Genomic DNA, 25,235 nt, shown 5'->3' with positions numbered 1-25,235 from the left:
AGCGAGAAGGAATGGGTCATGCAGCGGGCCCAGAGCGTGACCGACATGAGGATATCCCTGAGATGACGACGACCTCCCCGCCACCGGCCGCCGTGGTCCGCACCCCGCCGGCCGTGAGCCACGACCTCACCGGCAAGCGCCGCATCGCCTTCGCGTCCTACGTCGACGAGAACTACCTCCCCGGCTTCCTCGCCCTGCTGCGCAGCCTCGCCCTGTCCAACCCGGGCGTCTGCGAGGACTTCGTCGTCCTCCACGACGACCTGCGCCCCGGCTCCATCGCCAAGATCCGCGCCCTGCACCCGCGCATCGTGCTGCGCCGGGTCGACACCGGGCGCTACGACGCCTACCGGAAGGGCGACCAGGACAACTACCTGGTCCGCAAGGCGTACTTCATCCTCGACGTGTTCCGCGTCCGCGAGTACGACACCGTCATCACCCTCGACACCGACATGGTCGTCCTCGGCGACCTCGGCGAACTGCTCGCGCTGCGCGAGGGCCTGGCGGCGGTCCCGCAGTTCTTCTACGGGCAGCACAAGCTCAACTCGGGCCTCCTCGTCATCCAGCGCGAGTACCTCTCCGACGAGTTCTGCGCCCGGCTCGACGCGACCGGCCGCAGCGGCGACTACGAGCTGGACAAGCACGACCAGGGCATCCTCAACGCCGTCCTGGACGGCGACTTCGTCCGCCTCGACGCCCGCTACAACTTCGTCAAGCGCCGCCTGTCCGGCGATCTGCCGGTCCCCGAGGACACCGCGATCCTGCACTTCACCGGGCGGCACAAGCCCTGGCAGGGCGGCGAGGCCGGCTACTCCCAGGCGGAGGAGCGCTGGCGCGAGTTCGACCTGTCCGACGCCGAGTTCCACGCCGCCTACCTCGACTCGCCCGGCGGCCTCCACCACGACCTGCTGGTGCACTTCGGCACCCCGCACGTCAAGCGCACCGGCAACGTCGAGTACGCCCGCAAGGTGGCCGCCGCGCACATCGCGGCCGGCGACTACCAGGACGCCGTCGACATCCTCTCCGGCGTGCGGATCCCGCTCGACGAGGCCTGGCCGCACGAGGTGCTGGGCCACGCCCTGATGAGCGTCTCCCGCTACGACGAGGCCAGGGCCCGGCTCCTGCTGGCCACCGCCGCGCCCAACCGCGCCGCCACCGCCTACGCGCGGCTCGCCCAGATCGCCTGGGTCCACGGCGACAACGCCGAGGCGCTCAAGTACGCCACGGCCGGACTCTCCGTCGACATCACCCACCGCTCCAGCCGCCTGTGGGCGCAGCGCGCGGCCGAGGTGCCCGCGCCGGAACCCGCCGCCCCGCAGGACCAGCTCGCGCACGTCGCCTTCTACATGGACCGGCAGGGCAACGCCGGCGACAAGCTGCTGCCGGAGACCGTGCGGCTCGGCTTCGGCGCGGACACCGGCGCCCGGCGCTGGCACTCCGTCCACGCCCACCGCCACTTCGACGAGGCGGCCCTGGAAGAGGTCAACGCCCGGCGCGGCCTGGTCATCGGCGGCGGCGGCCTGTTCATCCCGGACACGATGCCCAACGGCAACAGCGCCTGGCAGTGGAACGTCCCCGACGAGCACCTGCGCGCCGTCGACGTGCCGATCATGGTGTACGCGGTCGGGTTCAACGCGTTCGACGGCCAGTCCTACCGGGCCGGCCGGTTCCGGGAGAGCCTGCGCCTGCTGGTGGAGAAGTCCTCCTTCTTCGGGCTGCGCAACCACGGCTCCATCGCGAAGGTCCGGGCCATGCTCCCCGACCACCTGCACGGCAAGGTCCGCTTCCAGCCCTGCCCCACCACGGTCAGCCGTCAGCTGGTCCCCGGCTGGACCGACCCGGACCACCGCGAGGACACCGTCCTGCTCAACGCGGCCTACGACCGCGCGGGCCTGCGCTTCGGCCACGACTACGCGCACTTCCTCGGCCAGCTGGCCCAGGCCGTGCGGAGCATCGGCGCGCACACCGAGGTCAAGTGCGTGGCGCACTCGCTCGACGACGAGAAGATCGCCTTCGATCTGCGCCGCGAGCACGGCATCTCGCTGCCGGTCATCCCGATGTACGACTTCGACAACGACGCGATCCGGGACCTGTACGCCAGGACCCGCCTGGTGATCGGCATGCGCGGCCACGCCGGAATGATCCCGTTCGGGGTCGGCACGCCGATCATCAGCCTGATCTCGCACCCGAAGATGGCGTACTTCCTGGCCGACATCGAGCGCCCCGAGTGGGGTGTCTCCGTCCACGACAAGGACCTGGGCGCCGTCCTCACCGAGCGGGCCCTCGGCATCCTGGACAACCACGCCAAGACGGTCGCCGACGTGCACGACCGCCAACAGGAACTGTGGCGGGTCACCGAGGCCAACGCGGCCGACATCAGGGCGATCCTGGGCCGCTGAGGCGCCCGCGGCGCGCGGCCCCCGTGGATCACACCCCGGGGCCGCGCGCGCTCGCCTAGTCGAGCGGCGTGAACAGCAGGTTCCGGGTGCCGCGCGGGCGCGGTGCGGAGGACGGGATCAGGGTGCCGTCGGCTTCGGTGACCCAGTGGCAGTCGTAGCCGAACGGCGCGAACTCGTCCAGGAGCGGATCCAGCGACGCGCCCACCAGGGCCTCCAGCATCACCGTGGGACGGTCGCGCTTCAGCACCTGCCGGGCGCCGCGCAGGACCGACATCTCGTGGCCCTCCACGTCGATCTTGACCAGGTCCAGCCTGGTGTGGGCGAACATGTCGTCCAGGGTGAGCAGCCGGATGCGCTTCAGCTGGGCGTCGTCCGCGGCGCGCTCCAGGGACGAGCCCGTCGAGAGCAGGTTCCCCGCGAAGCGGACGCTGATCTCGCCCCAGCCGGGCTCGCCGGAGACGCCCGCGTGGTGGCGCTTGACGTTCTGGACGCTGTTCAGGCGGAGGTTCACCGCGAGACGGGCGTGCACCTCGTCCACCGGCTCGAACGCGTGCACCCGCGCCCTCGGGTTGGCCAGCGCGGCGATCATCGAGAAGTACCCGACGTGCGCGCCGACATCGGCGATCGTCCCGCTCCCGGCGGCCAGCCGCGCCCAGGCGGCCAGGCTGCCGGGTTCGTAGCCGAAGGCCCCGTTCCACAGGGTGTCGAGAGCCACCGCGTCGTCGTTGACACAGAGCACGACGAACGGCGGGCAGTGCGGGGAGTCGATCTCGGCCAGCCCTCGGTAGGGGAATTTCTTCCGGTGCGTGCGGATGATGTCGCTCGTGGATACCGGCCGGACCTTCGGTGCGTGGGCCAGCATCCGGGCGTTGGCTTCTTCGAGCTGGGCTATTCGCATTCCGCGATCGTAGGCGGACAAGGTGTCGCGGTCAGGAGTCCGGAAGTGAATCGGCCTCGATTTTCCTTGAAATTGAGGCCGCTCACCATCGAATCAGCGGAAACTCGCGGAATGTCGGCTGGATTTTCCTTTGCCGACGCTCCGTATTCACGACCCCGGAAGTCCGGGCGGCCCGGGAAGGGTCAGCGGCGGCCCACCCGCCGCCGCAGGCTGCGCGCCGTGCGCGCCACCCGCCGTACCGTCGCGCTGCGGGGCAGGAAGTCCACCTGCGCGGGGACTCCGCCGGGCAGCCCCAGCGAGGCCAGCCGCCGCCTCCTGAAGTAGCGCCGGGTGCGGTCGTCCAGGCTGCCCCGCAGATACTCCTCGGCCGCAGGGCGCAGCTCGGGCAGGACCTTGGGCTGCATCGCGAATCCGACGGCCCGCACCAGCGCGGCGAGGGCCCCGGTGTCCAGCCCCGGCACCCGTTCGGCGACGGCGGCCGGTTCGGACGGCTCCGGCAGCAGCGCGTCGACGATGGTGAGCGGGACGCGGTTGCTGTTCTCGTACGGCGTCAGCCGGTTCAGCAGCGTCTCGGTGCCCACCCGGGCGACCGGCAGGCCGTACAGCGCGGAGGCGGTGATCAGGGCCGTGGAGAAGCAGCCGACGACCAGTGCCGGGCGCGTCCGCCGGTACAGCACCTCGGCGAGGACCGGGGTGTCCACCACGGCGAGTTCGACGCCGAGCCTGTCCGCCTCCCGCTCCAGGGTGCTGGTGAAGCGGGCCGGGGCCGTGGGATGCGGCTTGAACACCACGCGGGTGTGCCCGAGGCCGGCGGCGCCCGTCAGCATCCGCACATGCAGGTCCTCCTCCTCCTCGGCGGAGAGGATGCCCAGCGCCGACAGGTACTGCCCGAGCAGCACCGCGGGCCGCTCCATGTCCGGCAGTCCCGCGCCGGTGTCCGCCAGTTCGGCCAGCACCTTGGTGAACGCCCGCGTCGGCACGATCTGCGGCGCGACCCCGAACTCGGTCAGCAGCAGCGGCTTCAGACCCGGCACCAGGTCCAGGTGGAGCAGCCGCTCCACGCGGGTGCCGACCAGCGGGTCGAGCTTGTTGCGGGTGGGGCCGTAGCTCATCAGGCCGTCGGCGTAGACGGTGAGCGGCGCGTCGGTGAAGATCTGCGCCACGCCGAGCGCGGGGTGCACCTGGATCGACTCCACGGCCAGCGCCACGTCGTCGTCGCCGATCCCCCAGGCCAGCCGCAGATACCGCTCCCACATGGGCGCGTCCTCCTCCCGCGGCGACCAGCCGCCGGGGTGGAAGGGGAAGATGGCCTCGTTCCACGACACCACGTCGTCGAACCGCGTCCGCAGCGCCTCGAACCCCGGCATCCCGTCCACCGACGGCGTCGTCTCGGGGGTCGTCGCGTTGTTGGAGACCAGCAGGATCCGCCGGTCGGCCGCGTCGAAGCAGCCGCTGTCGAGGGCGGCGGCGAGGGTGGCCGTGCCGTACAGCGTCGACGCCATGAAGACCTGCGTGGTCACGCGGCCACCTCCGCGCCCGAAGCACGGCGGCGCAGCCGGCGCAGCCGCACGGCCCGCCCGGCGTCCATCGACCCGAGCACCTCGTCGAGCGCGTCCTGCGGCATCCGCCGCAGCGCGGCGGCGCTCATCGCCTTCAGTCTGCGGGCCACGGCAGGCTCGAACCTTTCGACGGAACCGAGATGGTGGGAAATGATCGCGCAGTAGGTGCGCACGGCCTTCGGCAGCAGGCTCGCGGCGTCGGCGTCCTGGGCCGCCCCCGCGACCACCTCGTCGAACGCGCGGACGAAGTCGAGCTGGCGGACGTCGCCGACCTGGGTGAGCGAGGAGGCCACCCCGCGCCGGTAGAAGACACCGAGCAGCCCGGTCACCGCGAACGACTCCGCCTCCCGGTGCAGCTTCCAGATCCACGGCCGGTCCTCGGCCGTGCGCAGCCCGTCGGTGAAGTGCAGCAGCCCGCGCTCGACCAGCCGGCGGTGGTAGACGCCCGCCCACGCGTAGGCGTAGTCGACGGAGGTGGAGCGGTGGGCGGGCAGGATCGCGTCGCGCGGGCGCAGCGGCACATTGCGGCGGCCGTGCGGCACCCGGTGCACGACCCGGGCCCGAGCCGTGCACTGGACGTGGTCGGTGCGTACGAAGTCGCAGCCCAGCCCTTCGATGCAGGCGACGAGCCGGTCGTAGTGGCCGGGGGCCAGCCAGTCGTCGCCGTCCAGGAAGGTCAGGTACTCGCCGCGGGCCCGGTCGATGCCGGTGTTGCGCGCGGTGGCCAGGCCGCTGTTGTGCTCGTGTCTGACCAGCACCGCCCCCGGCAGCTCGGACTCGGCCCGCGCGAGGAGGTCGGCGGTTCCGTCCGACGAGCAGTCGTCGACGAGAATGAACTCGAAGTCCTCCCGCGCGTTCGCGCGCAGACTTCGCAGGGTGTCGGGTGCGTATTGCCGCACGTTGTAGAACGGCACGATGACGGAGAGCTTGGGCACGTGAGCGACGTTAGGCGACGGCCCGGCATCGGTCTTTACCCGCGTCTTGCCACCGGGTGAACGAGACATGGCGAAGCGGTGAAGCGGACGCTGTTTCGGCCGCCCGGCGCCTCGATTCCCCATTCGGCGATGTGCTGTTCACCATTTGTTGGATTCTGGTTGGGCAGTTCCTAGAAATGTCTTCCTAGCGTCTACGGCGTGCCAACAAGTGCGACGAAGACCCTGCGAGTGGCCGTCCTGGCGGACTCCGACACCCGGTGGAAATGGGGCGCGCTCACCGCGGCCCGCATCTCCCCCGAGAACACGGACATCCGTCTGGACGGCTACCTCCTGCGCGGCCGAGCCACCCCCACCCCCCGCCAGCTGCGGGAGGTCGGCGTCGGCGCGGACTCGCTCCGCGAGGTGACCGGCGTCGAGTTCCTGCGCGCCATGGACGGGACGCCGGGAGACACGGGAGAGAAGCCCTACGACGTCCTCGTCCTCGCCCTGGTCGGCGGCGGCGTCCAGGCGATGCTGCACGGGCTGGCCCGGATCTGGCAGGACCGCGCCGAGCGGCCCGTCGTCGTCACCGGCTATGTCGGCGTCGTCTACGAGAAGCTCGCCGACGGCCTGCTGCTGCGCCACGGCGCCGACCTCGTCCTCGCCAACTCCCGCCAGGACGCGGACCGCTTCCGGGCCGTGTACGAGGGGGTCGGCGCGGACGCCACCGCGGTGACCGAGGTCGCCCTGCCCTTCCTGGGCGGAGCCGCCTACACCGGCGAACCGGACGGCGCCGACGGCGGGGACCGGCCCTACACGGTCGTCTTCGCCGCCCAGCCCTCCGTGCCGGACAGCCGCAGGGACCGTACCTACCTCCTCGAACGGCTGATCAGGCACGCCCGCCGGCACCCCGAGCGCGACGTGCTGCTCAAGCTGCGCTCCAGGCCCGGCGAACACACCACCCACATCGAGGAACTGCCCTACCAGAAGCTCGCGCAGCGGGCCGATCCGCCGCCCAACTTCCGCCTGGTCTACGGGCACATGGGCGAGGTGCTCGACCGCACCGACCTGCTGGTCACCGTCAGCTCCACGGCGGCCCTGGAGTCCCTGCACCGCCGCATCCCCACCGTCGTGCTGACCGACCTCGGAGTGCGCGAGACGCTCGGCAACCACCACTTCGTGGGCTCCGGCTGCCTCGCCTCCTGGGACCAGCTCGACGAGGGCCACCGCCCGGCGCCCGACCCCGAGTGGGTCGCCCGCCAGGGCGTCGCGGCCGGCCGCACCCCCTGGGGGACGGACGCGTACGAGACCGCCTTCGACACGGCCCGCGAGCGCATCGCCGGACTGCTCGGCCGGTCCGGCGGCCTGCCCCCGCTCGCCCCCTACTACACACCCGTCACCGCCCCCGGCTACCTCCCCGGCCTCCTCGCCCGCCACCACCTCGCCCCCGACGGCACCCCGCTGCCCGGCGCGCCGGCCGCCGACAGGGCGCCCGGCCCGGTCCGCCAGGTGGTCCGCCGGGCGGCACGCGGCGCCTACCGGCACGGCGTCCAGCGGGTGGCCCCGGTGATCCGGCGGATGGGGGAGCTGTGAACCCCCCGACCCCAGCCCAAGGAGGGCAACCCATGTCCAACCCGCAAGCGGGACCGGGTGCTTCGGTGCGCCGGGTGCTCGCGGTGATACCCGCGCGCGGCGGCTCCAAGGGAGTGCCCGCCAAGAACCTCGCCCCCGTCGGCGGCGTCCCGCTGGTGGCCCGCGCGGTGCGCGAGTGCCGGGCGAGCCGGCTGGTGACGGATGTCGCGGTCTCCACCGACGACCAGGCCATCGCCGCCGCGGCCCGGCAGGCCGGCGCCGAGGTGGTGCTGCGGCCCGCCGCCATCGCCGGGGACACGGCCACCTCCGAGGCCGCAGTACTGCACGCGATGGACGCCCACGAGGCCCTGCACGGCGCGGCCGTCGACGTGGTGCTGCTCGTGCAGTGCACCAGCCCCTTCATCGTCCGCGAGGACATCGACGGGGTGGCCGGCGCGGTCGCCGAGGACGGCGCCGACACCGCGGTGACCGTGGCCCCGTTCCACGGGTTCGTGTGGCGCGACGGCGCGGACGGGGCCGGTGGCACCGGCGAGGAGGGCGGCGGCCACGGCGTCAACCACGACAAGTCGTACCGCCCCCGCCGCCAGGACCGCCCCCAGGACCTGCTGGAGACCGGCGCCGCCTACGCCATGGCCGCGCCCGGCTTCCGCAAGCACCGGCACCGCTTCTTCGGCCGCACCGAACTGGTCCGCACCGACCCGGCCCGCGTCCTGGAGATCGACGACCCGCACGACCTGGCCCGCGCCCGCGCCCTGGCCCCGCACTTCGACGCCGCCCGGCCCGGCGCGCTGCCGACCGCGGACGACATCGACGCGGTCGTCCTCGACTTCGACGGCACCCAGACCGACGACCGGGTGCTGATCGACTCCGAGGGACGGGAGTTCGTCTCCGTGCACCGCGGCGACGGACTCGGCATCGCCGCCCTGCGCCGCAGCGGCCTGCGGATGCTGATCCTGTCCACGGAGCAGAACCCGGTCGTCGCCGCCCGTGCCCGCAAGCTCAAGCTGCCGGTACTGCACGGCATCGACCGCAAGGACCTCGCCCTTGAGCAGTGGTGCGAGGAACAGGGCGTCGCGCCCGAGCGCGTGCTCTACGTCGGCAACGACGTCAACGACCTCCCGTGCTTCGCCCTCGTCGGCTGGCCCGTGGCGGTCGCCGGCGCCCACGACGCCGTACGCGGCGCCGCCCGCGCGGTCACCACCGTCCCCGGCGGTGCCGGCGCCGTCCGGGAGATCGCGAGCTGGATCCTCGGCCCGTCGCTCGACTCGTCCGGGTCCCCCGGCTCCCTCGAATCCCCCGAATCCCCCCCGATCAACCAGTCCACGTAAGGAACCCCCGTCATGAGCACCAACTCCCGCATCCGCTCCTTCGGTTCCCGCGAGGCCGGCCCCGGCCGCCCCGTCTACATCACCGGCGAGATCGGCATCAACCACAACGGCGACATCGAGAACGCCTTCAAGCTGATCGACGCCGCCGCCGAGGCCGGCTGCGACGCGGTCAAGTTCCAAAAGCGCACCCCCGAGATCTGCACCCCGCGCGACCAGTGGGACATCGAGCGGGACACCCCCTGGGGCCGGATGACGTACATCGACTACCGCCACCGCGTGGAGTTCGGCGAGGACGAGTACCGCCAGATCGACGACTACTGCAGGAGCAGGAACATCGCCTGGTTCGCCTCCCCGTGGGACACCGAGGCCGTCGCCTTCCTGGAGAAGTTCGACGTGCCCGCCCACAAGGTGGCCTCCGCTTCGCTGACGGACGACGAACTGCTGCGCGCCCTGCGCGCGACCGGCCGCACGGTCATCCTCTCCACCGGCATGTCCACCCCGAAGCAGATCCGCCACGCCGTCGAGGTGCTCGGCAGCGACAACATCCTCATGTGCCACGCCACCTCGACCTACCCGGCGCAGGCCGAGGAGCTGAACCTCCGCGTCATCAACACCCTCCAGCAGGAGTACCCGAACGTCCCGATCGGCTACTCCGGCCACGAGACCGGCCTGCAGACCACGCTGGCCGCCGTCGCCCTCGGCGCCACCTTCGTCGAGCGCCACATCACCCTCGACCGCGCCATGTGGGGCTCCGACCAGGCCGCCTCCGTGGAGCCGCAGGGCCTGAGCCGCCTGGTGCGCGACATCCGCACCATCGAGGCCTCCCTCGGCGACGGCGTCAAGAAGGTCTACGACTCCGAGCTGGGCCCCATGAAGAAGCTGCGCCGCGTCACCGGTGTCGTCGCCGAGGCGGAGATCGCCACCGCCGCGGGCGAGCCCGTCACGGTCTGACAACCCACCACGCCCTCACCACGGGACGGTCGTACACCGATGAGCCCCCGCGCCGGGAATGCCGGCCCCCGCACTCTCGCCTTCGTCGAGAGCCCGGTACAACTGCTGAACGTGCTGGAGTGGGCGCACACGTGCGCACCCGGCGCGGCGCTCACCCTCGTGGTCCTCTCGCCCGTCGACCCGATGACCCGCGGCCAACTGCGCCGCATGGCGGAACTGGCCCGCAAGGAGGGCCACGAGATCCGCTGGGAGGAGGCGCGCGGCGGCGCCTCGGCACCTTTGCGCACGGTGGGCGGCCTGGCCACCGCCCTGCGCCGGGCGGACCGGATCGTGATGGGCGACCCCTTCTCCCGCTACGTGCAACTGCTCCTGACCATCACCCGCGCCCAGGACCTGGTCGTCGTCGACGACGGCACGGCCACGATGGAGTTCGTCACCCAGCTCGCCCACGGCGAGCGCCTGGTGCGCTGGCACCGCAAGGGCAGCCGTCCGGGCCCCCGCGACCTGCTCTTCGCCCCGGTCTCCGCGTCCGCGCGCCGCAGGCTGACCCCGGCCGGGCGGCGCCGGGTCTCGGTCTTCTCCGCCATGCCCATCGAGGACACCCCGGACGGCGTCGCCGTCGTGGCGAACGAGTTCGCCTGGACCCGCTCCCGCTTCGGCCCGCCCCGCGTCACCAAGGGCGCCGACATGGTCGGCACCTCGCTGGTGGAGACCGGCGTCGTCGACGGCGACCGCTATGTGGACGCCGTGCGCGGCCTGGCGAAGACGCACGGCGCGGCCCGCTACTTCGCCCACCGGCGCGAGAGCGTCGAAAAGCTCCACCGGCTGGCCGTCGAGACGGGCCTGGAGATCGTCCGCCCGGACCTCCCCCTGGAGCTGATAGCCCGCCGGGGCCCGATCGGCCGCACCGTCCTCAGCTTCCCCTCCACCGTCGTCCACACCCTCCCGCTGGCCCTCGTCGGCACCGAGGTCCGCGTCGCCGTCTGCGACATCGACCCCGCCTGGCTCACCCAGCACGCCTCGCCGCGGGCACGGGGGTTCCTCTCCGGGGTGACGGGCTCGGCGCGCGGGGCGCAGCGGCTTTCGGCGGTGGCGGGCGCCGGGTGGCCGGGGCCGGTGCGCGAGGCGCCCGGACACCCCTGATGCCGGTCACTCATGATGCGGGTGCTTGGGGTGGGCGTCGCGTGGTACCTGTGTCGCAAGGACGGGTGCCAAGGAGCGGAGGGGCCGCCCTCGGTGAATCTCTCATGATCGACTCGGTCGGAAAGCGGGCGAGTTTACCCAAGTGAGTCGATGGCTATGCGTAGGGCGGTCGAGTTTTCTTCCCCTAACGGGCTGAAATTTTGTTGATCGTGGTCGAACGACCGGCCGGGCGTCCTACCCTTCAGAGGGTGAAGCAACTGATGTCCTCAGAGTCCGAGGCCGACACTCCCGGTGCGGCCGTGCTGCCCGGCAGCCTGCCGGAGGCGCTGCGTGCGGAACTCGTGGCCTTCCGTCGCGACCTGCACATGCACCCCGAGCTGGGCAACCAGGAGTTCCGCACCACCGCCGCGATCAAGGAACGGCTCGAACGGGCCGGCCTCAAGCCGCGCGTGCTCCCCGTCGGGACCGGGCTCGTCTGCGACATCGGCACCGGCACCGAATCCGGGCAGTGGTCCGGCGGACCGCGCATGCTCGCCCTGCGGGCCGACATCGACGCCCTGCCCATCCCGGACACCAAGAGCGAGTGCCCGTACCACTCGCGAGTGCCGGACCGCGCCCACGCCTGCGGACACGACGTGCACACCACCGTCGTCCTCGGCACCGGGCTGGTCCTCGCCGCGCTGCACGAGCAGGGGCTGCTGCCCCGGCCCGTGCGGCTGGTCTTCCAGCCGGCCGAGGAGGTGCTGCCCGGCGGCGCCGCCGACGCGATCGAGGGCGGCGCGCTCGACGGGGTGCGCCGCATCCTGGCCGTGCACTGCGACCCCCGGGTGGACGCGGGGCGGATCGGACTGCGGGTGGGTGCCATCACCTCCGCCTGCGACCGGCTGGAGATCGCCCTCAACGGCCCCGGCGGACACACCGCCCGCCCGCACCTGACCACCGACCTGGTCACCGCCGCCGCCCGCGTGGTCACCGACGTGCCCTCGCTGGTCGCCCGGCGCGTGGACAGCCGCAGCGGGCTCGCCCTGACCTGGGGACGGATCGATTCCGGCCACGCCCCCAACGTCATCCCGCAGCACGCCGAACTCGCCGGGACCGTGCGCTGCCTCGACCTCGACGCCTGGCGGCAGGCACCCGACCTGGTGGTCGGCGCCATCGACGAGATCGCCAACCTGTACCGGGCCAAGTCCGAGATCACCTATGTCCGCGGGGTGCCCCCGGTCGTCAACGAGGTCACCAGCACCGAACTGCTCCAGGCCGCCATGGTCGCCAGGCGCGGCACGGACTCGGTGGAGAGCACCGAGCAGAGCCTCGGCGGCGAGGACTTCTCCTGGTACCTGGAGCACGTGCCCGGCGCCATGGCCCGCCTCGGTGTCCGCCCGCCCGGCGAGCGCACGGTCCGCGATCTGCACCAGGGCGACTTCGACGTGGACGAGCACGCCATCACCGTGGGCGTGGAGATGTTCACCGCCGCGGCGCTCATCGACGCCGTCCAGTAGGGGTCCCGCGGGGCCGCGGCGTCCCGTTGATTCCCCTTCGCTCCGCTGGTTCACAAGGCCGTAACCAGCCATCGGCACGAATGGATAACGGCCCTTCGCAACCCCGTTCCCAGGAGTTTCTACGCGCGTTAATGTGCGCCGAACCGAGCGCCCGCTGCGGGGCTTTGGAGAATGGGGAACCTCAGATGCGTCGAATATCGAGACTGACCCGTGTCGCGGTGGGGGTCGCGTCGCTCGCACTCGCCGCCACGGCCTGCGGCGGCACCAGCAGTGACAGCGGCAGCGGCGACGAGAGCAGCAAGGACGACAAGGGCCTCGCCCTCGCCTACGACATCGGAGGCAAGGGCGACCAGTCCTTCAACGACGCCGCGTACGCCGGTCTGCAGCGGGCCCAGAAGGAGTTCGGCTACAAGACCGCCGACATCGAGCCCACCGACGGCGAGACGGACGCCGACAAGGAGCAGCGGCTCACCTCCCTGGCCAAGCAGGGCTACAACCCGGTCATCGGCGTCGGCTTCGCCTACGGCCCGGCCATGGAGGCCGTCGCCGCCAAGTACCCGGACACCACCTTCGGCATCGTCGACTCCGTGGTCGAGGGCAAGAACGTGGCGTCCCTCGTCTTCGCCGAGAACGAGGCCTCCTACCTCGCCGGTGTCGCCGCCGCCAAGGCCACCACGACGAAGACGGTCGGCTTCGTGGGCGGCGTGGACGTGCCGCTGATCCACAAGTTCGAGGCCGGTTACCGGCAGGGCGTCGAGGACACCGACCCGAAGGTCAAGGTTCTCTCGCAGTACCTCACGCAGACCGCGGAGGAGGGCGGCTTCTCCAGCCCCGACAAGGGCAAGGCCGCCGCCGAGGGCCAGATCGAGAAGAAGGCCGACGTTGTCTACCAGGCGGCCGGCCTGTCCGGGCAGGGCGTGATCGAGGCCGCCGCGAAGGCCAAGGTCTGGGCGATCGGCGTCGACTCCGACCAGTACGAGCAGGAGGCCCTCGCGGCCTACAAGGACTTCATCCTGACCTCCGCACTCAAGGACATCAACGGCGCGGTCTTCGCGCTGGCCAAGTCCGTGGAGGACGGCAAGCCGCTGACCGGCACCCAGACCTTCGACCTCAAGTCCGACGGCGTGGGCCTGTCCGACAGCAACCCGAAGTACGCCGAGGTCCCGGGGGCGACGGACGCCGTGGCCAAGGCCAAGGAGGGCATCATCGACGGCTCCATCAAGGTCAAGTCGGAGTAGCCCCGCCGCCGCGGCACCGTATGGTACGTAACCGAACAAGGCGGGCGGGCGCCCCGGGTGCCCGCCCGCTTCGGCGTGCCGTGTGCGAGGCGGCGGAACGTCACCCTCCGCCATCTCGCGTTCGCGCCGGGCGAGCCCCCGTACCGCCATCCGCGTCACCTTGCTCACGGGCGGATAACAAGGTGGACAGAAGGGGTTTTCAGGCAGGTCTACGCGCGTTAATCTGCGGCAAAGCCAGCGCCGTAGCCGTACCGTCCCCGGCGCTCGTACGACAGGAGCACCAGACATGCGCCGGATTTCCCGGATCACGGTCGCAGGCGCAGCGACCGCCTCCCTGGCCCTCGCGCTCGCCGCCTGCGGCGGCACCTCGACCTCCTCCGGTTCCTCGGAGTCCAAGGGCGACAAGGGCCTCGCCATCGCCTACGACGTCGGCGGCAAGGGCGACCAGTCCTTCAACGACGCCGCGTACGCGGGCCTGACGCAGGCGAAGAAGGAGTTCGGCTACGAGACCGCCGACGTGGAGCCCACCGACGGCGAGACCGACGCCGACAAGGAGCAGCGCCTCGTCTCGCTGGCCAAGCAGGGCTACAACCCGGTCATCGGCGTCGGCTACGCGTACGCCGCCGCGCTGAAGGGCGCCGCCGAGAAGTACCCGGACACCAGCTTCGGCATCGTCGACGACGCCACGATCGACACCAAGAACGTCGCGGACCTGGTCTTCAACGAGGAGGAGGCCTCCTACCTCGCCGGTGTCGCCGCCGCCAAGACCACCAAGACCAGGACCGTCGGCTTCGTGGGCGGCGTGGACATCCCGCTGATCCACAAGTTCGAGGCCGGTTACCGGCAGGGCGTCGCGGACACCGACCCGAAGGTCAAGGTCCTCTCGCAGTACCTCACGCAGACCGCGGAGGAGGGCGGCTTCGCCAGCCCCGACAAGGGCAAGACCGCCGCCGAGGGCCAGATCGAGAAGAAGGCCGACGTGGTGTACGCGGCGGCCGGTCTGTCCGGCCAGGGTGTGATCGAGGCCGCCGCCGCCAACCAGGTCTGGGCGATCGGCGTCGACTCCGACCAGTACAAGCAGGAAGCCCTCGCGAAGTACAAGGACTCCATCCTGACCTCGGCCACGAAGGACGTCGCCAAGGCCGTATACAACCTGGCGAAGTCCGTCGAGGACGGCAAGCCCGAGACCGGTATCGTTCGGGGCGATCTGAAGTCCGGCGAGGTCGGTCTTGCGGACTCCAACCCGAAGTTCGCGGACAACGCCGAACTCCAGGAAGCCATCAAGACGGCCAAGGAGAAGATCGTCAGCGGCGAGATCAAGGTCAAGAGCAGCTGATCAGCAACACCTTGAGCAGCGGGTAACCGCGCCGGTCGCATCGCTCGGCGGGGTACGGGAAGGGCGCCTGCGGGTCTCCTTCCCGTACCCCGTCGTGTCGGATGTGCCGCCGCCGCTTTAGATGCCGTAGGGGCGCTACGCGCGTAGAAGGCCCCCGTCCCCAGGAGTGTGCGCCATCAACGCGTCCAGCAGCCCTCCGGCCGGAGCGGCGGTCAACGAATCGGTGACCGCCGTCGAACTCGCCGGGATCACGAAGCGTTTCCCCGGAGTCGTGGCCAACCACGACATCCACCTCACGGTCCGCAGGGGCACCGTCCACGCCCTCGTCGGTGAGAACGGCGCCGGCAAGTCGACCCTGATGAAGATCCTCTACGGCATGCAGAAGCCGGACGAGGGCACCATCGCGGTCGACGGCGAGAAGGTCTCCTTCTCGTCGCCCGCCGACGCCATCGACCGCGGCATCGGCATGGTCCACCAGCACTTCATGCTCGCCGACAACCTCACCGTCCTGGAGAACGTGGTCCTCGGCAGCGAGAAGCTGTACGGCATCGGCGGCAGGGCCCGCCGCAGGATCAAGGAGATCTCCGAGCGGTACGGCCTCGGCGTGCGCCCCGACCTCCTGGTCGAGGAGCTGGGCGTCGCCGCCCGCCAGCGCGTGGAGATCCTCAAGGTCCTCTACCGCGGCGCCCGCACGCTGATCCTGGACGAGCCGACCGCCGTCCTGGTGCCGCAGGAGGTGGACGCCCTCTTCGACAACCTGCGCGAGCTGAAGGCCGAGGGCCTGTCCGTCATCTTCATCTCCCACAAGCTGGGCGAGGTCCTCTCGGTCGCCGACGAGATCACCGTCATCCGCCGCGGCACCACGGTCGGCACCGCCGTCCCCGCCGAGACGAGCCCGCGGCAGCTCGCCGAGCTGATGGTCGGCAGCGAACTGCCCACGCCGGAGACGGCGGAGTCGACGGTCACCGACCGCGCGGTGCTCACCGTCGACACGCTGCGCCTGGTGGCGCCGGGCGGCAAGGCCCTGCTCGACGACGTGTCCTTCACCATCCACGCCGGTGAGGTGCTGGGCATCGCCGGTGTCGAGGGCAACGGCCAGACCGAGCTGGTCGACACGCTGATCGGCCTCAAGCAGGCCGACTCCGGCACCATCCGCTTCCTCGACCAGGACATCACCGCGCTGCCCACCCGCAAGCGCCGCGAGCAGGGCGTCGGCTACATCCCCGAGGACCGCCACCGCCACGGCCTGCTCCTGGAGGCCCCCCTCTGGGAGAACCGCATCCTCGGCCACGTCACCGAGAAGCCCAACAGCAAGGGCTTCTGGCTGGACCCGAAGGGCTCCCAGGAGGACACCCGCCGCATCGTCGAGACGTACGACGTGCGCACCCCCGGCATCGACGTCACCGCCGCCTCGCTCTCCGGCGGCAATCAGCAGAAGCTGATCGTCGGCCGCGAGATGAGCCACAATCCGCGCTTCCTCATCGCCGCCCACCCCACCCGCGGCGTGGACGTGGGCGCGCAGGCCGCCATCTGGGACCACATCCGCGAGGCGCGCCGCGACGGCCTCGCGGTCCTGCTGATCTCCGCCGACCTGGACGAGCTGATCGGCCTGTCCGACACCCTCCGGGTGATCTATGACGGCAAGCTGGTCGCCGACGCCGACCCGGCCACCATCACCCCCGAGGCGCTGGGCTCGGCGATGACCGGTGCCGCCTCCGGACACCTTGAGGACGAGGAGGACGGCGGCCCCGGGACCCCGGCCGAGTCCGCCGAGGTGCCCAAGCCCGCTGAGTCCCCCGAGGCTCCCGAGTCCCCCGAGTCTCCGGAAGACGAGGCCCGCTGATGAAGAAGTTCGACAAGGAGCGCGTGCTCCTCGCGGTGGCCGGGCCGGTCATCGCGCTCGCCGTGGCCTTCGTGCTGAGCGCCATCGTCCTGATCGCCTCGGGCAAGAACCCGGTCGAACCGTTCGCCCTGATGTTCGAACAGGCCGGTTTCTCCGACATTCAGGTCCTGATCATCAACCAGGCGTCGATGTACTACATCGCGGCCCTCGCGGTCGCCATCGGCTTCCGGATGAACCTGTTCAACATCGGCGTCGACGGCCAGTACCAGCTCGCCGCCATGATGGCCGCGATCGTCGGCGCCCACGCCAGCCTGCCGGCCTTCCTCCAGGTCCCGCTCCTCCTGCTGACCGCCGTCCTCACCGGCGCCTTCTGGTCCGGCATCGCCGGTGTCCTCAAGGTCACCCGGGGCGTCAGCGAGGTCGTCGCGACGATCATGCTCAACGCCATCGCCACCTCCGTCATCGGCTATCTGTGGCTGCCGAATGTCTTCGGTGTCAAGATCGGCAACAACAACACCACCGGCGAGATGCACGAGTCCGGCTGGGTCCCCGGCATCGGCATGGGCGAGTCCGGCGAGATCTACGGCCTGGTCATCCTCGCCGTGCTGCTCGGCATCGGCTACTGGATCACCCTCAACCGCACCCGCTTCGGCTTCGACCTGCGCGCCTCGGGCGCCTCCGAGTCCGCCGCCGCGGCCAGCGGCGTCGACCCCAAGCGCATGGTGCTCACCGCGATGCTCCTGTCCGGCGGCCTCGCCGGTCTCGCGGGCCTGCCGATCCTGCTCGGCGGCACCCACACCTACAGCCTCAACTTCCCCACCGGCATCGGCTTCCTCGGCATCGGCATCGCCCTGCTCGGCCGCAACAGCCCCGTCGGCATCGCCTTCGCCGCCCTGCTGTGGGCCTGGCTCGACAAGGCCTCGCCCGAGCTGGACTTCCACGGCTACGACAAGGAGATCGCGGTCATCATGCAGGGCCTGATCGTCCTCTCGGTCGTCGTCTCCTACGAGGCCGTCCGCGAGTGGGGCCTGCGCCGCCAGCAGCGCCGGGTCGGCGCGGAGCTGGCCGCCGGAAACGTCCTCGGCGCCACCGACAACACCAACAAGGAGGTGGCTGGCCGATGACCGCCCCCGTCTCAGCGACCGATGTCAACCAGCCCTCGCTGCAACCCGCGGCGCCGACCGGCCGCCGTCTGTCGCTGCCCGTCCTGCTGCTGGTCATCGCCGGTGCCCTGGCCCTGACCTCCCTCGTCCGCCTCATCACCGGCGCCGACGGCATCACCAACGTCAGCCAGATGTCCACCGCGCTCCAGCTCGCCGTGCCGATCGGCCTCGCCGGTCTCGGCGGCCTGTGGGCCGAGCGCGCGGGCGTCGTCAACATCGGCCTTGAGGGCATGATGATCCTCGGCACCTGGTTCGGTGCCTGGGCCGGCTTCCAGTGGGGCCCGTGGACCGGCGTCCTGTTCGGCCTCGTCGGCGGCGCGCTCGGCGGCCTGGTGCACGCCGTCGTCACCATCACCTTCAACGTCAACCACATCGTCTCCGGTGTGGCCATCAACATCCTCGCCCTGGGCGCCACCCGCTACCTCGCCCCGCTCGCCTTCGAGGGCCACCAGGGCGGCTCGGCCAAGCAGTCCCCGCCGGTGGACTCCCTGGGTCACTTCACGGTGCCGGGCCTCTCGGACGGTCTGGTCACCCTCAACCACAAGGGCTGGTTCCTGGTCTCGGACATCGCGGGACTGCTCGGCGGCCTGGTCACGAACGTCTCCTGGCTCACCCTGATCGCCGTCGCCCTGATCCCCGCCACCTGGTGGATCCTGTGGCGCACCGCGTTCGGGCTGCGGCTGCGCTCCTGCGGCGAGAACCCGATCGCGGCCGAGTCCCTCGGCGTCAACGTCTACAAGTACAAGTACCTGGCCGTGATCATCTCCGGCGCCCTGGCCGGCCTCGGCGGTGTCTTCCTGTCCATCGTGGCCAACCCCTTCTACCTGGAGGGCCAGACCAGCGGCCGCGGCTACATCGGCCTCGCGGCGATGATCTTCGGCAACTGGATGCCGGGCGGCCTCGCCATCGGCGCCGGCCTGTTCGGCTACACCGACAGCCTCAACCTGCGCGGCGGCTCCGCCAACGTGCACGCCCTGCTGCTGCTCGGCGCGCTCCTGCTGCTCGTCGGCGCGATCTGGCTCGCGGTCCGCAAGAAGTACGTCCACGCCGTGATCACCCTGGTCGTCGGCGCCCTGGTCTTCGCCTGGTACGCCGGTACCAACGAGGTTCCCAACCAGGTCGTCTCCGCCACGCCGTACGTCGTCACCCTCGTCGTCCTCGCGCTGTCCGCGCAGCGGCTGCGGATGCCGAAGGCGGACGGACTGCCGTACCGCAAGGGGCAGGGCAAGTGACCGGCGCCGACTGGGCGGCACTGCGCACGGCGGCCCGGGACGCCATGTCCCGGGCGTACGCCCCGTACTCCGGGTACGCCGTCGGCGCCGCCGCCCTGGTCGACGACGGCCGCACCGTCACCGGCTGCAATGTGGAGAACGCCAGCTACGGCATCGGCCTGTGCGCCGAGTGCGGGCTCGTCTCCCAGTTGCGGCTGACCGGCGGCGGCAGGCTGACGCACTTCGTCTGCGTCGACGGCCACGGCGAGGTCCTGGTGCCGTGCGGTCGCTGCCGTCAACTGCTGTTCGAGTTCGGCGGCCCGGACCTGCTGCTGGAGACCCCGGCGGGCATCCTGCCCCTGTCGGAGATGCTCCCGCAGGCCTTCGGTCCCGACCACCTCACGAAGTAAGGAAAGCCAGACATGGCCATGGACGTCATCTCCGTCATCCGCACCAAGCGGGACCGCGGCGAACTCAGCGGTGAGCAGATCGACTGGGTCGTCGACGCGTACACGCGCGGCGAGGTGGCCGACGAGCAGATGTCGTCGCTCGCGATGGCGATCCTGCTCAATGGCATGAACCGCGGCGAGATCGCCCGCTGGACGGCCGCGATGATCGCCTCCGGCGAGCGGATGGACTTCTCGTCCCTGTCCCGCCCGACCGCCGACAAGCACTCCACCGGCGGTGTCGGCGACAAGATCACCCTGCCGCTCGCCCCGCTGGTCGCGGCCTGCGGCGCGGCCGTCCCGCAGCTCTCCGGGCGGGGCCTCGGCCACACCGGCGGCACCCTGGACAAGCTGGAGTCCGTCCCCGGCTGGCGGGCGCTGCTGTCCAACGAGGAGATGCTGGAGGTCCTGGACGACGTGGGCGCGGTGATCTGCGCGGCGGGCGACGGCCTGGCCCCGGCGGACAAGAAGCTGTACGCGCTGCGCGATGTCACCGGCACGGTGGAGGCGATCCCGCTCATTGCCTCCTCGATCATGTCGAAGAAGATCGCCGAGGGCACCGGCTCCCTGGTGCTCGACGTCAAGGTGGGCTCGGGCGCCTTCATGAAGACCCTGGAGGACGCCCGGGAGCTGGCCTCCACCATGGTCGGGCTCGGCACCGACCACGGCGTGCGGACCGTCGCGCTGCTCACCGACATGGCCACCCCGCTCGGCCGCACCGCGGGCAACGCCCTGGAGGTCCGCGAGTCCGTCGAGGTGCTGGCCGGCGGCGGCCCCTCCGACGTGGTCGAACTGACCCTCGCCCTGGCCCGCGAGATGCTGGACGCGGCCGGGCTGCGCGACGCCGACCCGGCGAAGGCCCTCGCCGACGGCTCCGCGATGGACGCGTGGCGCCGCATGATCGCGGCCCAGGGCGGCGACCCGGACGCGGCCCTGCCCACCTCGAAGGAGCAGCACGTGGTGAAGGCCGCCGCCTCGGGCGTCCTGACCCGCCTCGACGCCTACGACATCGGCGTCGCCGCCTGGCGCCTGGGCGCCGGCCGCGCCCGCAAGGAGGACCCGGTGCAGGCCGCCGCGGGCGTCGAACTGCACGCCAAGCCCGGCGACACGGTCACCGAGGGCCAACCCCTCCTCACCCTCCACACGGACACCCCTGACCGCTTCGCGTACGCCCTCGCGGCACTGGAGGGCGGCTACGACATCGCCCCCGCGGGCACCGCCTTCACGGCACCCCCGGTGGTGCTGGAACGTATCGCCTGACCTGCACTTTCCCCATTCGGGTGAACGGGACCGGGGTATCCGCGCCGGTCCCGTTCGGCGTGCTGGGATCGGTGACGCACCGAGGGGAGAACCGCCATGGGCACACGCACCGTGAGCCAGGAGCCCGGCCGGAACTGGGACGACCTCGTCCGGTTCTGGGAGGAGATGGAATGGCCCGAGGGCAGCAAGGTGGAGATCATCGAGGGGATCATCACCGTGTCACCTGCTCCGGGACTGCGTCACAACGTGATCGCCGCACGCCTTCACCGTCGCTTGTACTCGGCGATCCCCGAGGACCGGGAGGTCTTCCAGACCCTCGCGCTCTCGGTGCCCCCCCGCCTCGGGATGCTCGTCCCGGACGTGGTGGTGACCCGGTTGCCGGACCACACGGAGTCCGACACCCACATCCCCGCCGCCCGCGCGGAACTCGTCGTCGAGGTCACCTCCAAGTCCAACGCCCGGCACGACCGCATCAGCAAGCCCGCCGCCTGTGCCACCGCGGGTGTCCCGCTCTGTCTGCTCGTCGACCGCTGGGCTCCCGGCGGGCCCACGGCGACGCTCCACGGCGAACCGAAGGGTGATGTCTACCGGGTCTTGAGCGCCGCCGAGTTCGGCGACTCCCTCACCCTGCCCGCCCCCTTCGACCTGGTCATCGACACCGGCGAGTTCCCCGAGACCTGACTCACCCCAGCGCCGCCGCCACCCCCACCAGGACCGGCACGGACACCACCGTCGACACCAGGACCGCGTCCCGGGCCAGCCGTTCGCCCACTCCGTAGGCCGACGCGTAGGTGTACAGGTTCTGCGCGGCAGGCAGGGCCGATGTCACCACCACGTCGAGGAGCTGGGGACCGCGGAGCCCGAACACCCCGGACGCCAGCACCCAGGCCACCGCGGGCTGTCCGACCGCCTTCAGCGAGACCGCGAGCAGCACGGGACGGCGTTCCACGCCCCGCAGCGGCATCGTGGAGCCGCACAGGCCGATGCCGAAGGCCATCAGCACCGCCGGCACCGACATGTTGCCGATCAGGGTCAGCGGGTCCATCACCGGGGCGGGGACGCGCAGGCCGCTCGCGGCGACCGCCACCCCGCCCAGCGAGCCCAGCGCCACCGGATTGCGCAGCGGCGTCAGCAGCCGCAGCCACAGCGGCCCCTTCGCACCCCCGCCCGACAGATCCAGGACCGTCAGCGCCACCGGCGTCACCAGCACCAGCTGGAACAGCAGCACCGGCGCCACCAGGGAGGCGTCGCCCAGCACATACACGGCGATGGGGATGCCGAGGTTGCCGGAATTGACGTAACCGGAGCACAGCGCGCCGATCGTGATGCGGCCCACGCCCCAGTGCCGTACGACACCCACCGCGACGAAGACCCCGGCCACCGCGAGCGTGGACAGCGCCGTCACCAGGAGCCGGCCGGAGAAGACCACCGTCAGGTCGGCCTCGGCGAGGGTGGTGAACAGCAGGGCCGGTGAGGCCACGTGGAAGGCGAGCTTCGTCAGCACCTCGCGCCCCTGGGGCCCCAGATGACCGCGCAGCCCCAGTACATAGCCGACACCGATGACCACCGCGATGACCGCGAACCCGGTCAGCACCCCCTGCACGGCGACGCCTCCCCGGCAAGCAGGCGAAAGGCGTCGGAGGGGCGGGCGCGCGACGGTATGCGGGGCATGCGGCCAACCCTCCGTGGCAGGCCGCACCCGGGTCAACGTGATCTTCGACGGGTCGGCGCCGATGAGTTCCGCCGGACCGCCCGGTCTACCGCACGTGGACGCCGTGACACCCCCCGTACTCGTGCTGCCGGGGCCCGCCTCCCGCGCGGAGACGCCCCGGCTCTGCGACGAGGTGCGCGCGCTGCTGGAGACCACCCGGGCCGGGGTGGTCGTCTGCGACGCCGGCGGGCTGGGACCGCCGGGGCTCGCCGCCGTCGACCTGCTGTCCCGCCTGGAACTCACCGCCCGGCGGGCCGGGGGCCGGATCCGGCTGCGCGACCCCGACCCCGCCCTGCACTCCCTACTGGCCCTCCTCGGCCTCCGCTTCGAGACGGAGCGGCACGTCGAACAGCGGGAACCACCGCTTGGTGTCGAGGAAGCAGTGGAACCCGGTGATGCGGCCCTCTGAGATCTCCAGCACCTGCACCGCCCACGGCGCGTGTCCGCCCGCCTCCGGGTCCGGCTTGTACTGCGCGAAGGCCGGCAGCCCGTTGGCCTCGACCGGCACCAGCCGCGAGCCCGCGCACGCGGCGCCGAGCGTCGACATGAACCCGGTGATGTCCGCCGGACCGGCCAGCCACAGGTCGAACGGCGGCATCGTCATGACCGCGTCCTCGTGCAGCAGCGCCGTCAGCGCCGTCATGTCATAGCCCTCGAAGGCCGCGACATAGCGCTCCAGGAGCTTTTGCTGCTCCTCGTCCAGCGGATCCGACACCGCCGCGCCCGCGCCCCGGTCCGCCCGCTCGGCGAGGGTCGCGCGGGCCCGCTGCAAGGCGCTGTTGACGGAGGCGACCGAGGTGCCGAGCAGCTCCGCGACCTCGCTCGCCCGCCACGCCAGCACCTCGCGCAGGATCAGCACCGCCCGCTGCTTGGGCGGAAGCTGCTGGAGCGCGGCCATGAAGGCGAGCCGCACCGACTCCTTGGCGACCGCGGCCTCGGCCGGATCGGCGGTCGAGGGCAGCACACGCCCGTCCGGCATCGGCTCCAGCCAGGTGTGGTCCGGGCGGGGGACAGCGCGGCCCGCGCGAGCGGCGTCGCCTCCGTCAGGTCCATCGGCCGGGCCCGCTTGTTGCCCGCGGTCAGCATGTCCAGGCAGACGTTGGTCGCGATCCGGTAGAGCCAGGAGCGGAGGCTGGAGCGGCCCTCGAACCCGTCATAGCCGCGCCAGGCACGGATCAGGGTGTCCTGGACGGCGTCCTCGGCCTCGAAGGAGGAGCCGAGCATCCGGTAGCAGTACCCCGTCAGCTCCGTTCGGTGCTTCTCCAGCGCGGCGTCAAGCTCCGTCGCCGCGGTGCCGTTGGTCATCGTCCACCCACCCCTGGCCGTCCCGTCGTGCGCGTCGTCGCGCTCGCACTTCGGAAGCTACCGCAGGGCACTGACAATGGCCTGTGCGGGAGGAAAGGCCCAGTTCAGCGGCTTGTGCTCAGGGCCCTGACCGGAGCGAGGGCGACCTGTCGGCGGGCCGCGAGCGACCCGGCGACCGTGATCGTCACGACCCCCAGCACCGCCAGCAGTCCGACCCCGACCGTCCCGGCCCAGCCGCCGGAGTGGAAGGCCACCGCGCCCACCGTGCTGCCCGCGCTCGATCCGATGTAGTAGGCGGACTGGTACAGCGCCGAGGCCTGGGCGCGGCCGTGCTGGGCGGTCTTGCCGACCGCCGACGAGGCCACCGCGTGCCCGGCGAAGAAGCCCGCCGTGATCAGCACCAGACCCAGCAGGACCAGCGGCAGGGACGGGGCGAGGGACAGCAGCAGCCCCGCCGCCGTCGTGCCGCCGCCCAGGTACAGCGCACCGCGGCGGCCGAGGCGGGCCACCAGTCGGCCCGCCGCCGACGCGGAGACCGTACCGACCAGGTAGACCAGGAAGATCGAGCCGATGAGGCCCTGCGGCAGGGAGAACGGCGCCTCCGTCAGCCGGTAGCCGATCACCGTGTAAACACCGCCGAACACCGTCATGAACAGCGCGCCGATCGCGTACAGGCGGCGCAGCAGCGGATTGGCGAGGTGGTCGCGGACCGTGCGGACCAGGACCCGCGGGCGCAGCGAGCCCGGCGTGAAGTGCTTCGGCGCCGGCAGCAGCAGCCGGAAGGCCACCGCGCACGCCACCGCCACGGCCCCGATCACGCCGACGGCGATCCGCCAGCCCCACTCCTGGGCGACCCAGCCGGTGATGACCCGGCCGCTCATCCCGCCGACGCTGTTGCCCGCGACGAACAGGCCGATCGCGGTGACCAGCGCCCGTGGCCGCACCTCCTCCGCGAGGTACGCCGCTGCCGAGGCCGGCAGCCCGGCGAGTGCGGCGCCCTGCACCGCGCGCAGCGCGACCAGCGCGGGCAGCGACGGCGCGAAGGGCACCAGCAGCCCGAGGGTCACCGCGACCGCGAGGGACGCCGTCATGACCGTACGCCGTCCGAAGCGCTCCGACAGCGCGCTCATCGGCAGGACGAACACCGCCAGACCGCCGGTCGCGGCGGCCACCGTCCAGCTCGCGTCGCTCGCCGTGACGCCCAGGTCGCCCGAGATCAGCGGCAGCAGGGCCTGGGTGGAGTAGAGGAGCGCGAAGGTCGCGACGCCCGCCAGGAACAGGGCGAAACTCATCCGGCGGTAACCGGGGCCGCCCGGTGCCAGCCGGGAGTCGGCGACGGGGGCGGGGGCGGCGGCGGACGAGGCGGCGTCCACGGTGGTGGACGCCACGGTATCGGCGGGAGTCATGCTGCGAAGGTACGGAGACCGCCACTCATCCGTCC

20 protein-coding genes and 1 pseudogene are annotated in these 25,235 nt (G+C 71.7%); 15 read left to right on the top strand and 6 right to left on the bottom strand.

What is annotated here, in order from left to right; translation table 11 throughout:
* The first annotated feature begins 62 nt into the window (after positions 1-62).
* Positions 63-2,396, top strand: coding sequence for a glycosyltransferase (locus AC4IHM_RS12020; RefSeq protein WP_490870817.1), 2,334 nt, complete (start codon positions 63-65; stop codon positions 2,394-2,396).
* A 55-nt stretch (positions 2,397-2,451) separates the two neighbouring features.
* On the opposite strand, the gene AC4IHM_RS12015 is transcribed toward AC4IHM_RS12020, so the two are convergent.
* The 3 genes from AC4IHM_RS12015 to AC4IHM_RS12005 all read right to left on the bottom strand — a co-directional run bounded on the left by AC4IHM_RS12015 (position 2,452) and on the right by AC4IHM_RS12005 (position 5,788).
* Positions 2,452-3,294 (bottom strand): FkbM family methyltransferase, encoded by an 843-nt coding sequence (locus AC4IHM_RS12015; protein WP_490867061.1) that lies wholly within the window; start codon positions 3,292-3,294, stop codon positions 2,452-2,454.
* A gap of 182 nt (positions 3,295-3,476) precedes the next feature.
* A complete protein-coding gene (locus AC4IHM_RS12010) occupies positions 3,477-4,814 on the bottom strand; it encodes a polysialyltransferase family glycosyltransferase (RefSeq protein ID WP_490867060.1) in 1,338 nt (445 codons plus the stop codon).
* On the bottom strand, positions 4,811-5,788 hold the full coding sequence (locus AC4IHM_RS12005; RefSeq protein WP_490867059.1) for a glycosyltransferase family 2 protein: 978 nt from the start codon (positions 5,786-5,788) through the stop codon (positions 4,811-4,813). Before AC4IHM_RS12005 ends, AC4IHM_RS12010 begins: the two co-directional genes overlap by 4 nt.
* A 198-nt stretch (positions 5,789-5,986) precedes the next feature.
* On the opposite strand from AC4IHM_RS12005, the gene AC4IHM_RS12000 reads away from it, so the two are divergent.
* From AC4IHM_RS12000 to AC4IHM_RS11940, 13 genes are all read left to right on the top strand, one after another.
* Entirely contained in the window at positions 5,987-7,360 is a 1,374-nt protein-coding gene (locus tag AC4IHM_RS12000) for a DUF6716 putative glycosyltransferase (protein ID WP_490867058.1), read from the top strand.
* A 32-nt stretch (positions 7,361-7,392) separates the two neighbouring features.
* Positions 7,393-8,688, top strand: coding sequence for a cytidylyltransferase domain-containing protein (locus tag AC4IHM_RS11995; RefSeq protein ID WP_490867057.1), 1,296 nt, complete (start codon positions 7,393-7,395; stop codon positions 8,686-8,688).
* Positions 8,689-8,700: 12 nt separating this feature from the next.
* Positions 8,701-9,639, top strand: coding sequence for an N-acetylneuraminate synthase family protein (locus AC4IHM_RS11990; protein ID WP_490867056.1), 939 nt, complete (start codon positions 8,701-8,703; stop codon positions 9,637-9,639).
* A gap of 39 nt (positions 9,640-9,678) precedes the next feature.
* Positions 9,679-10,782, top strand: a complete 1,104-nt coding sequence (locus AC4IHM_RS11985; protein WP_490867055.1) for a hypothetical protein — start codon at positions 9,679-9,681, stop codon at positions 10,780-10,782.
* 260 nt (positions 10,783-11,042) lie between these two features.
* Positions 11,043-12,281 (top strand): M20 family metallopeptidase, encoded by a 1,239-nt coding sequence (locus AC4IHM_RS11980; RefSeq protein ID WP_490867054.1) that lies wholly within the window; start codon positions 11,043-11,045, stop codon positions 12,279-12,281.
* Between the two features lie 185 nt (positions 12,282-12,466).
* Positions 12,467-13,519 (top strand): BMP family lipoprotein, encoded by a 1,053-nt coding sequence (locus AC4IHM_RS11975; RefSeq protein WP_490867053.1) that lies wholly within the window; start codon positions 12,467-12,469, stop codon positions 13,517-13,519.
* Positions 13,520-13,805: 286 nt separating this feature from the next.
* On the top strand, positions 13,806-14,855 hold the full coding sequence (locus tag AC4IHM_RS11970; RefSeq protein ID WP_490867052.1) for a BMP family lipoprotein: 1,050 nt from the start codon (positions 13,806-13,808) through the stop codon (positions 14,853-14,855).
* Between the two features lie 223 nt (positions 14,856-15,078).
* A complete protein-coding gene (locus tag AC4IHM_RS11965) occupies positions 15,079-16,698 on the top strand; it encodes an ABC transporter ATP-binding protein (RefSeq protein ID WP_490870816.1) in 1,620 nt (539 codons plus the stop codon).
* Entirely contained in the window at positions 16,698-17,822 is a 1,125-nt protein-coding gene (locus tag AC4IHM_RS11960) for an ABC transporter permease (protein ID WP_490867051.1), read from the top strand. The genes AC4IHM_RS11965 and AC4IHM_RS11960 overlap by 1 nt, the downstream gene beginning before the upstream one ends.
* Positions 17,819-19,093, top strand: coding sequence for an ABC transporter permease (locus AC4IHM_RS11955; protein WP_490867050.1), 1,275 nt, complete (start codon positions 17,819-17,821; stop codon positions 19,091-19,093). Before AC4IHM_RS11960 ends, AC4IHM_RS11955 begins: the two co-directional genes overlap by 4 nt.
* The gene (locus AC4IHM_RS11950; RefSeq protein WP_490867049.1) at positions 19,090-19,482 is read left to right on the top strand and encodes a cytidine deaminase; all 393 of its coding nucleotides are present in this window, start codon (positions 19,090-19,092) and stop codon (positions 19,480-19,482) included. Before AC4IHM_RS11955 ends, AC4IHM_RS11950 begins: the two co-directional genes overlap by 4 nt.
* A 12-nt stretch (positions 19,483-19,494) precedes the next feature.
* Positions 19,495-20,778: a thymidine phosphorylase gene (locus tag AC4IHM_RS11945; protein WP_490867048.1), complete on the top strand. Its 1,284-nt coding sequence runs from the start codon at positions 19,495-19,497 to the stop codon at positions 20,776-20,778.
* A 96-nt stretch (positions 20,779-20,874) separates the two neighbouring features.
* Positions 20,875-21,459: a Uma2 family endonuclease gene (locus AC4IHM_RS11940; protein WP_490867047.1), complete on the top strand. Its 585-nt coding sequence runs from the start codon at positions 20,875-20,877 to the stop codon at positions 21,457-21,459.
* A 1-nt stretch (position 21,460) separates the two neighbouring features.
* Here AC4IHM_RS11940 and AC4IHM_RS11935 read toward each other — a convergent pair whose 3' ends face one another.
* A complete protein-coding gene (locus AC4IHM_RS11935; protein WP_490867046.1) occupies positions 21,461-22,381 on the bottom strand; it encodes an AEC family transporter in 921 nt (306 codons plus the stop codon).
* Between the two features lie 130 nt (positions 22,382-22,511).
* On the opposite strand from AC4IHM_RS11935, the gene AC4IHM_RS11930 reads away from it, so the two are divergent.
* Entirely contained in the window at positions 22,512-22,898 is a 387-nt protein-coding gene (locus AC4IHM_RS11930) for an STAS domain-containing protein (RefSeq protein WP_490870815.1), read from the top strand.
* Here AC4IHM_RS11930 and AC4IHM_RS11925 read toward each other — a convergent pair.
* Together AC4IHM_RS11925 and AC4IHM_RS11920 are read right to left on the bottom strand one after the other, a co-directional pair.
* Positions 22,791-23,794, bottom strand: a pseudogene (locus AC4IHM_RS11925) (sigma-70 family RNA polymerase sigma factor). The gene AC4IHM_RS11930 and the pseudogene AC4IHM_RS11925 sit on opposite strands and share 108 nt — an antisense overlap.
* A 104-nt stretch (positions 23,795-23,898) precedes the next feature.
* The gene (locus AC4IHM_RS11920) at positions 23,899-25,200 is read right to left on the bottom strand and encodes an MFS transporter (protein ID WP_490867045.1); all 1,302 of its coding nucleotides are present in this window, start codon (positions 25,198-25,200) and stop codon (positions 23,899-23,901) included.
* Positions 25,201-25,235: the final 35 nt, after the last annotated feature.

The organism is Streptomyces sp. SL06, assembly GCF_058244745.1.
This window is presented reverse-complemented; position numbering and strand designations above follow the sequence as displayed.

What these genes read in the sequence shown, in the direction of transcription:
- AC4IHM_RS12020 (WP_490870817.1), top strand. Translation starts at nt 63, where the DNA reads ATGACGACGACCTCCCCGCCACCGGCCGCCGTGGTCCGCACCCCGCCG.
- AC4IHM_RS12015 (WP_490867061.1), bottom strand. Translation starts at nt 3,294, where the DNA reads ATGCGAATAGCCCAGCTCGAAGAAGCCAACGCCCGGATGCTGGCCCAC.
- AC4IHM_RS11995 (WP_490867057.1), top strand. Translation starts at nt 7,393, where the DNA reads ATGTCCAACCCGCAAGCGGGACCGGGTGCTTCGGTGCGCCGGGTGCTC.
- AC4IHM_RS11990 (WP_490867056.1), top strand. Translation starts at nt 8,701, where the DNA reads ATGAGCACCAACTCCCGCATCCGCTCCTTCGGTTCCCGCGAGGCCGGC.
- AC4IHM_RS11985 (WP_490867055.1), top strand. Translation starts at nt 9,679, where the DNA reads ATGAGCCCCCGCGCCGGGAATGCCGGCCCCCGCACTCTCGCCTTCGTC.
- AC4IHM_RS11980 (WP_490867054.1), top strand. Translation starts at nt 11,043, where the DNA reads ATGTCCTCAGAGTCCGAGGCCGACACTCCCGGTGCGGCCGTGCTGCCC.
- AC4IHM_RS11975 (WP_490867053.1), top strand. Translation starts at nt 12,467, where the DNA reads ATGCGTCGAATATCGAGACTGACCCGTGTCGCGGTGGGGGTCGCGTCG.
- AC4IHM_RS11970 (WP_490867052.1), top strand. Translation starts at nt 13,806, where the DNA reads ATGCGCCGGATTTCCCGGATCACGGTCGCAGGCGCAGCGACCGCCTCC.
- AC4IHM_RS11960 (WP_490867051.1), top strand. Translation starts at nt 16,698, where the DNA reads ATGAAGAAGTTCGACAAGGAGCGCGTGCTCCTCGCGGTGGCCGGGCCG.
- AC4IHM_RS11955 (WP_490867050.1), top strand. Translation starts at nt 17,819, where the DNA reads ATGACCGCCCCCGTCTCAGCGACCGATGTCAACCAGCCCTCGCTGCAA.
- AC4IHM_RS11945 (WP_490867048.1), top strand. Translation starts at nt 19,495, where the DNA reads ATGGCCATGGACGTCATCTCCGTCATCCGCACCAAGCGGGACCGCGGC.
- AC4IHM_RS11940 (WP_490867047.1), top strand. Translation starts at nt 20,875, where the DNA reads ATGGGCACACGCACCGTGAGCCAGGAGCCCGGCCGGAACTGGGACGAC.
- AC4IHM_RS11930 (WP_490870815.1), top strand. Translation starts at nt 22,512, where the DNA reads ATGAGTTCCGCCGGACCGCCCGGTCTACCGCACGTGGACGCCGTGACA.
- AC4IHM_RS11920 (WP_490867045.1), bottom strand. Translation starts at nt 25,200, where the DNA reads ATGACTCCCGCCGATACCGTGGCGTCCACCACCGTGGACGCCGCCTCG.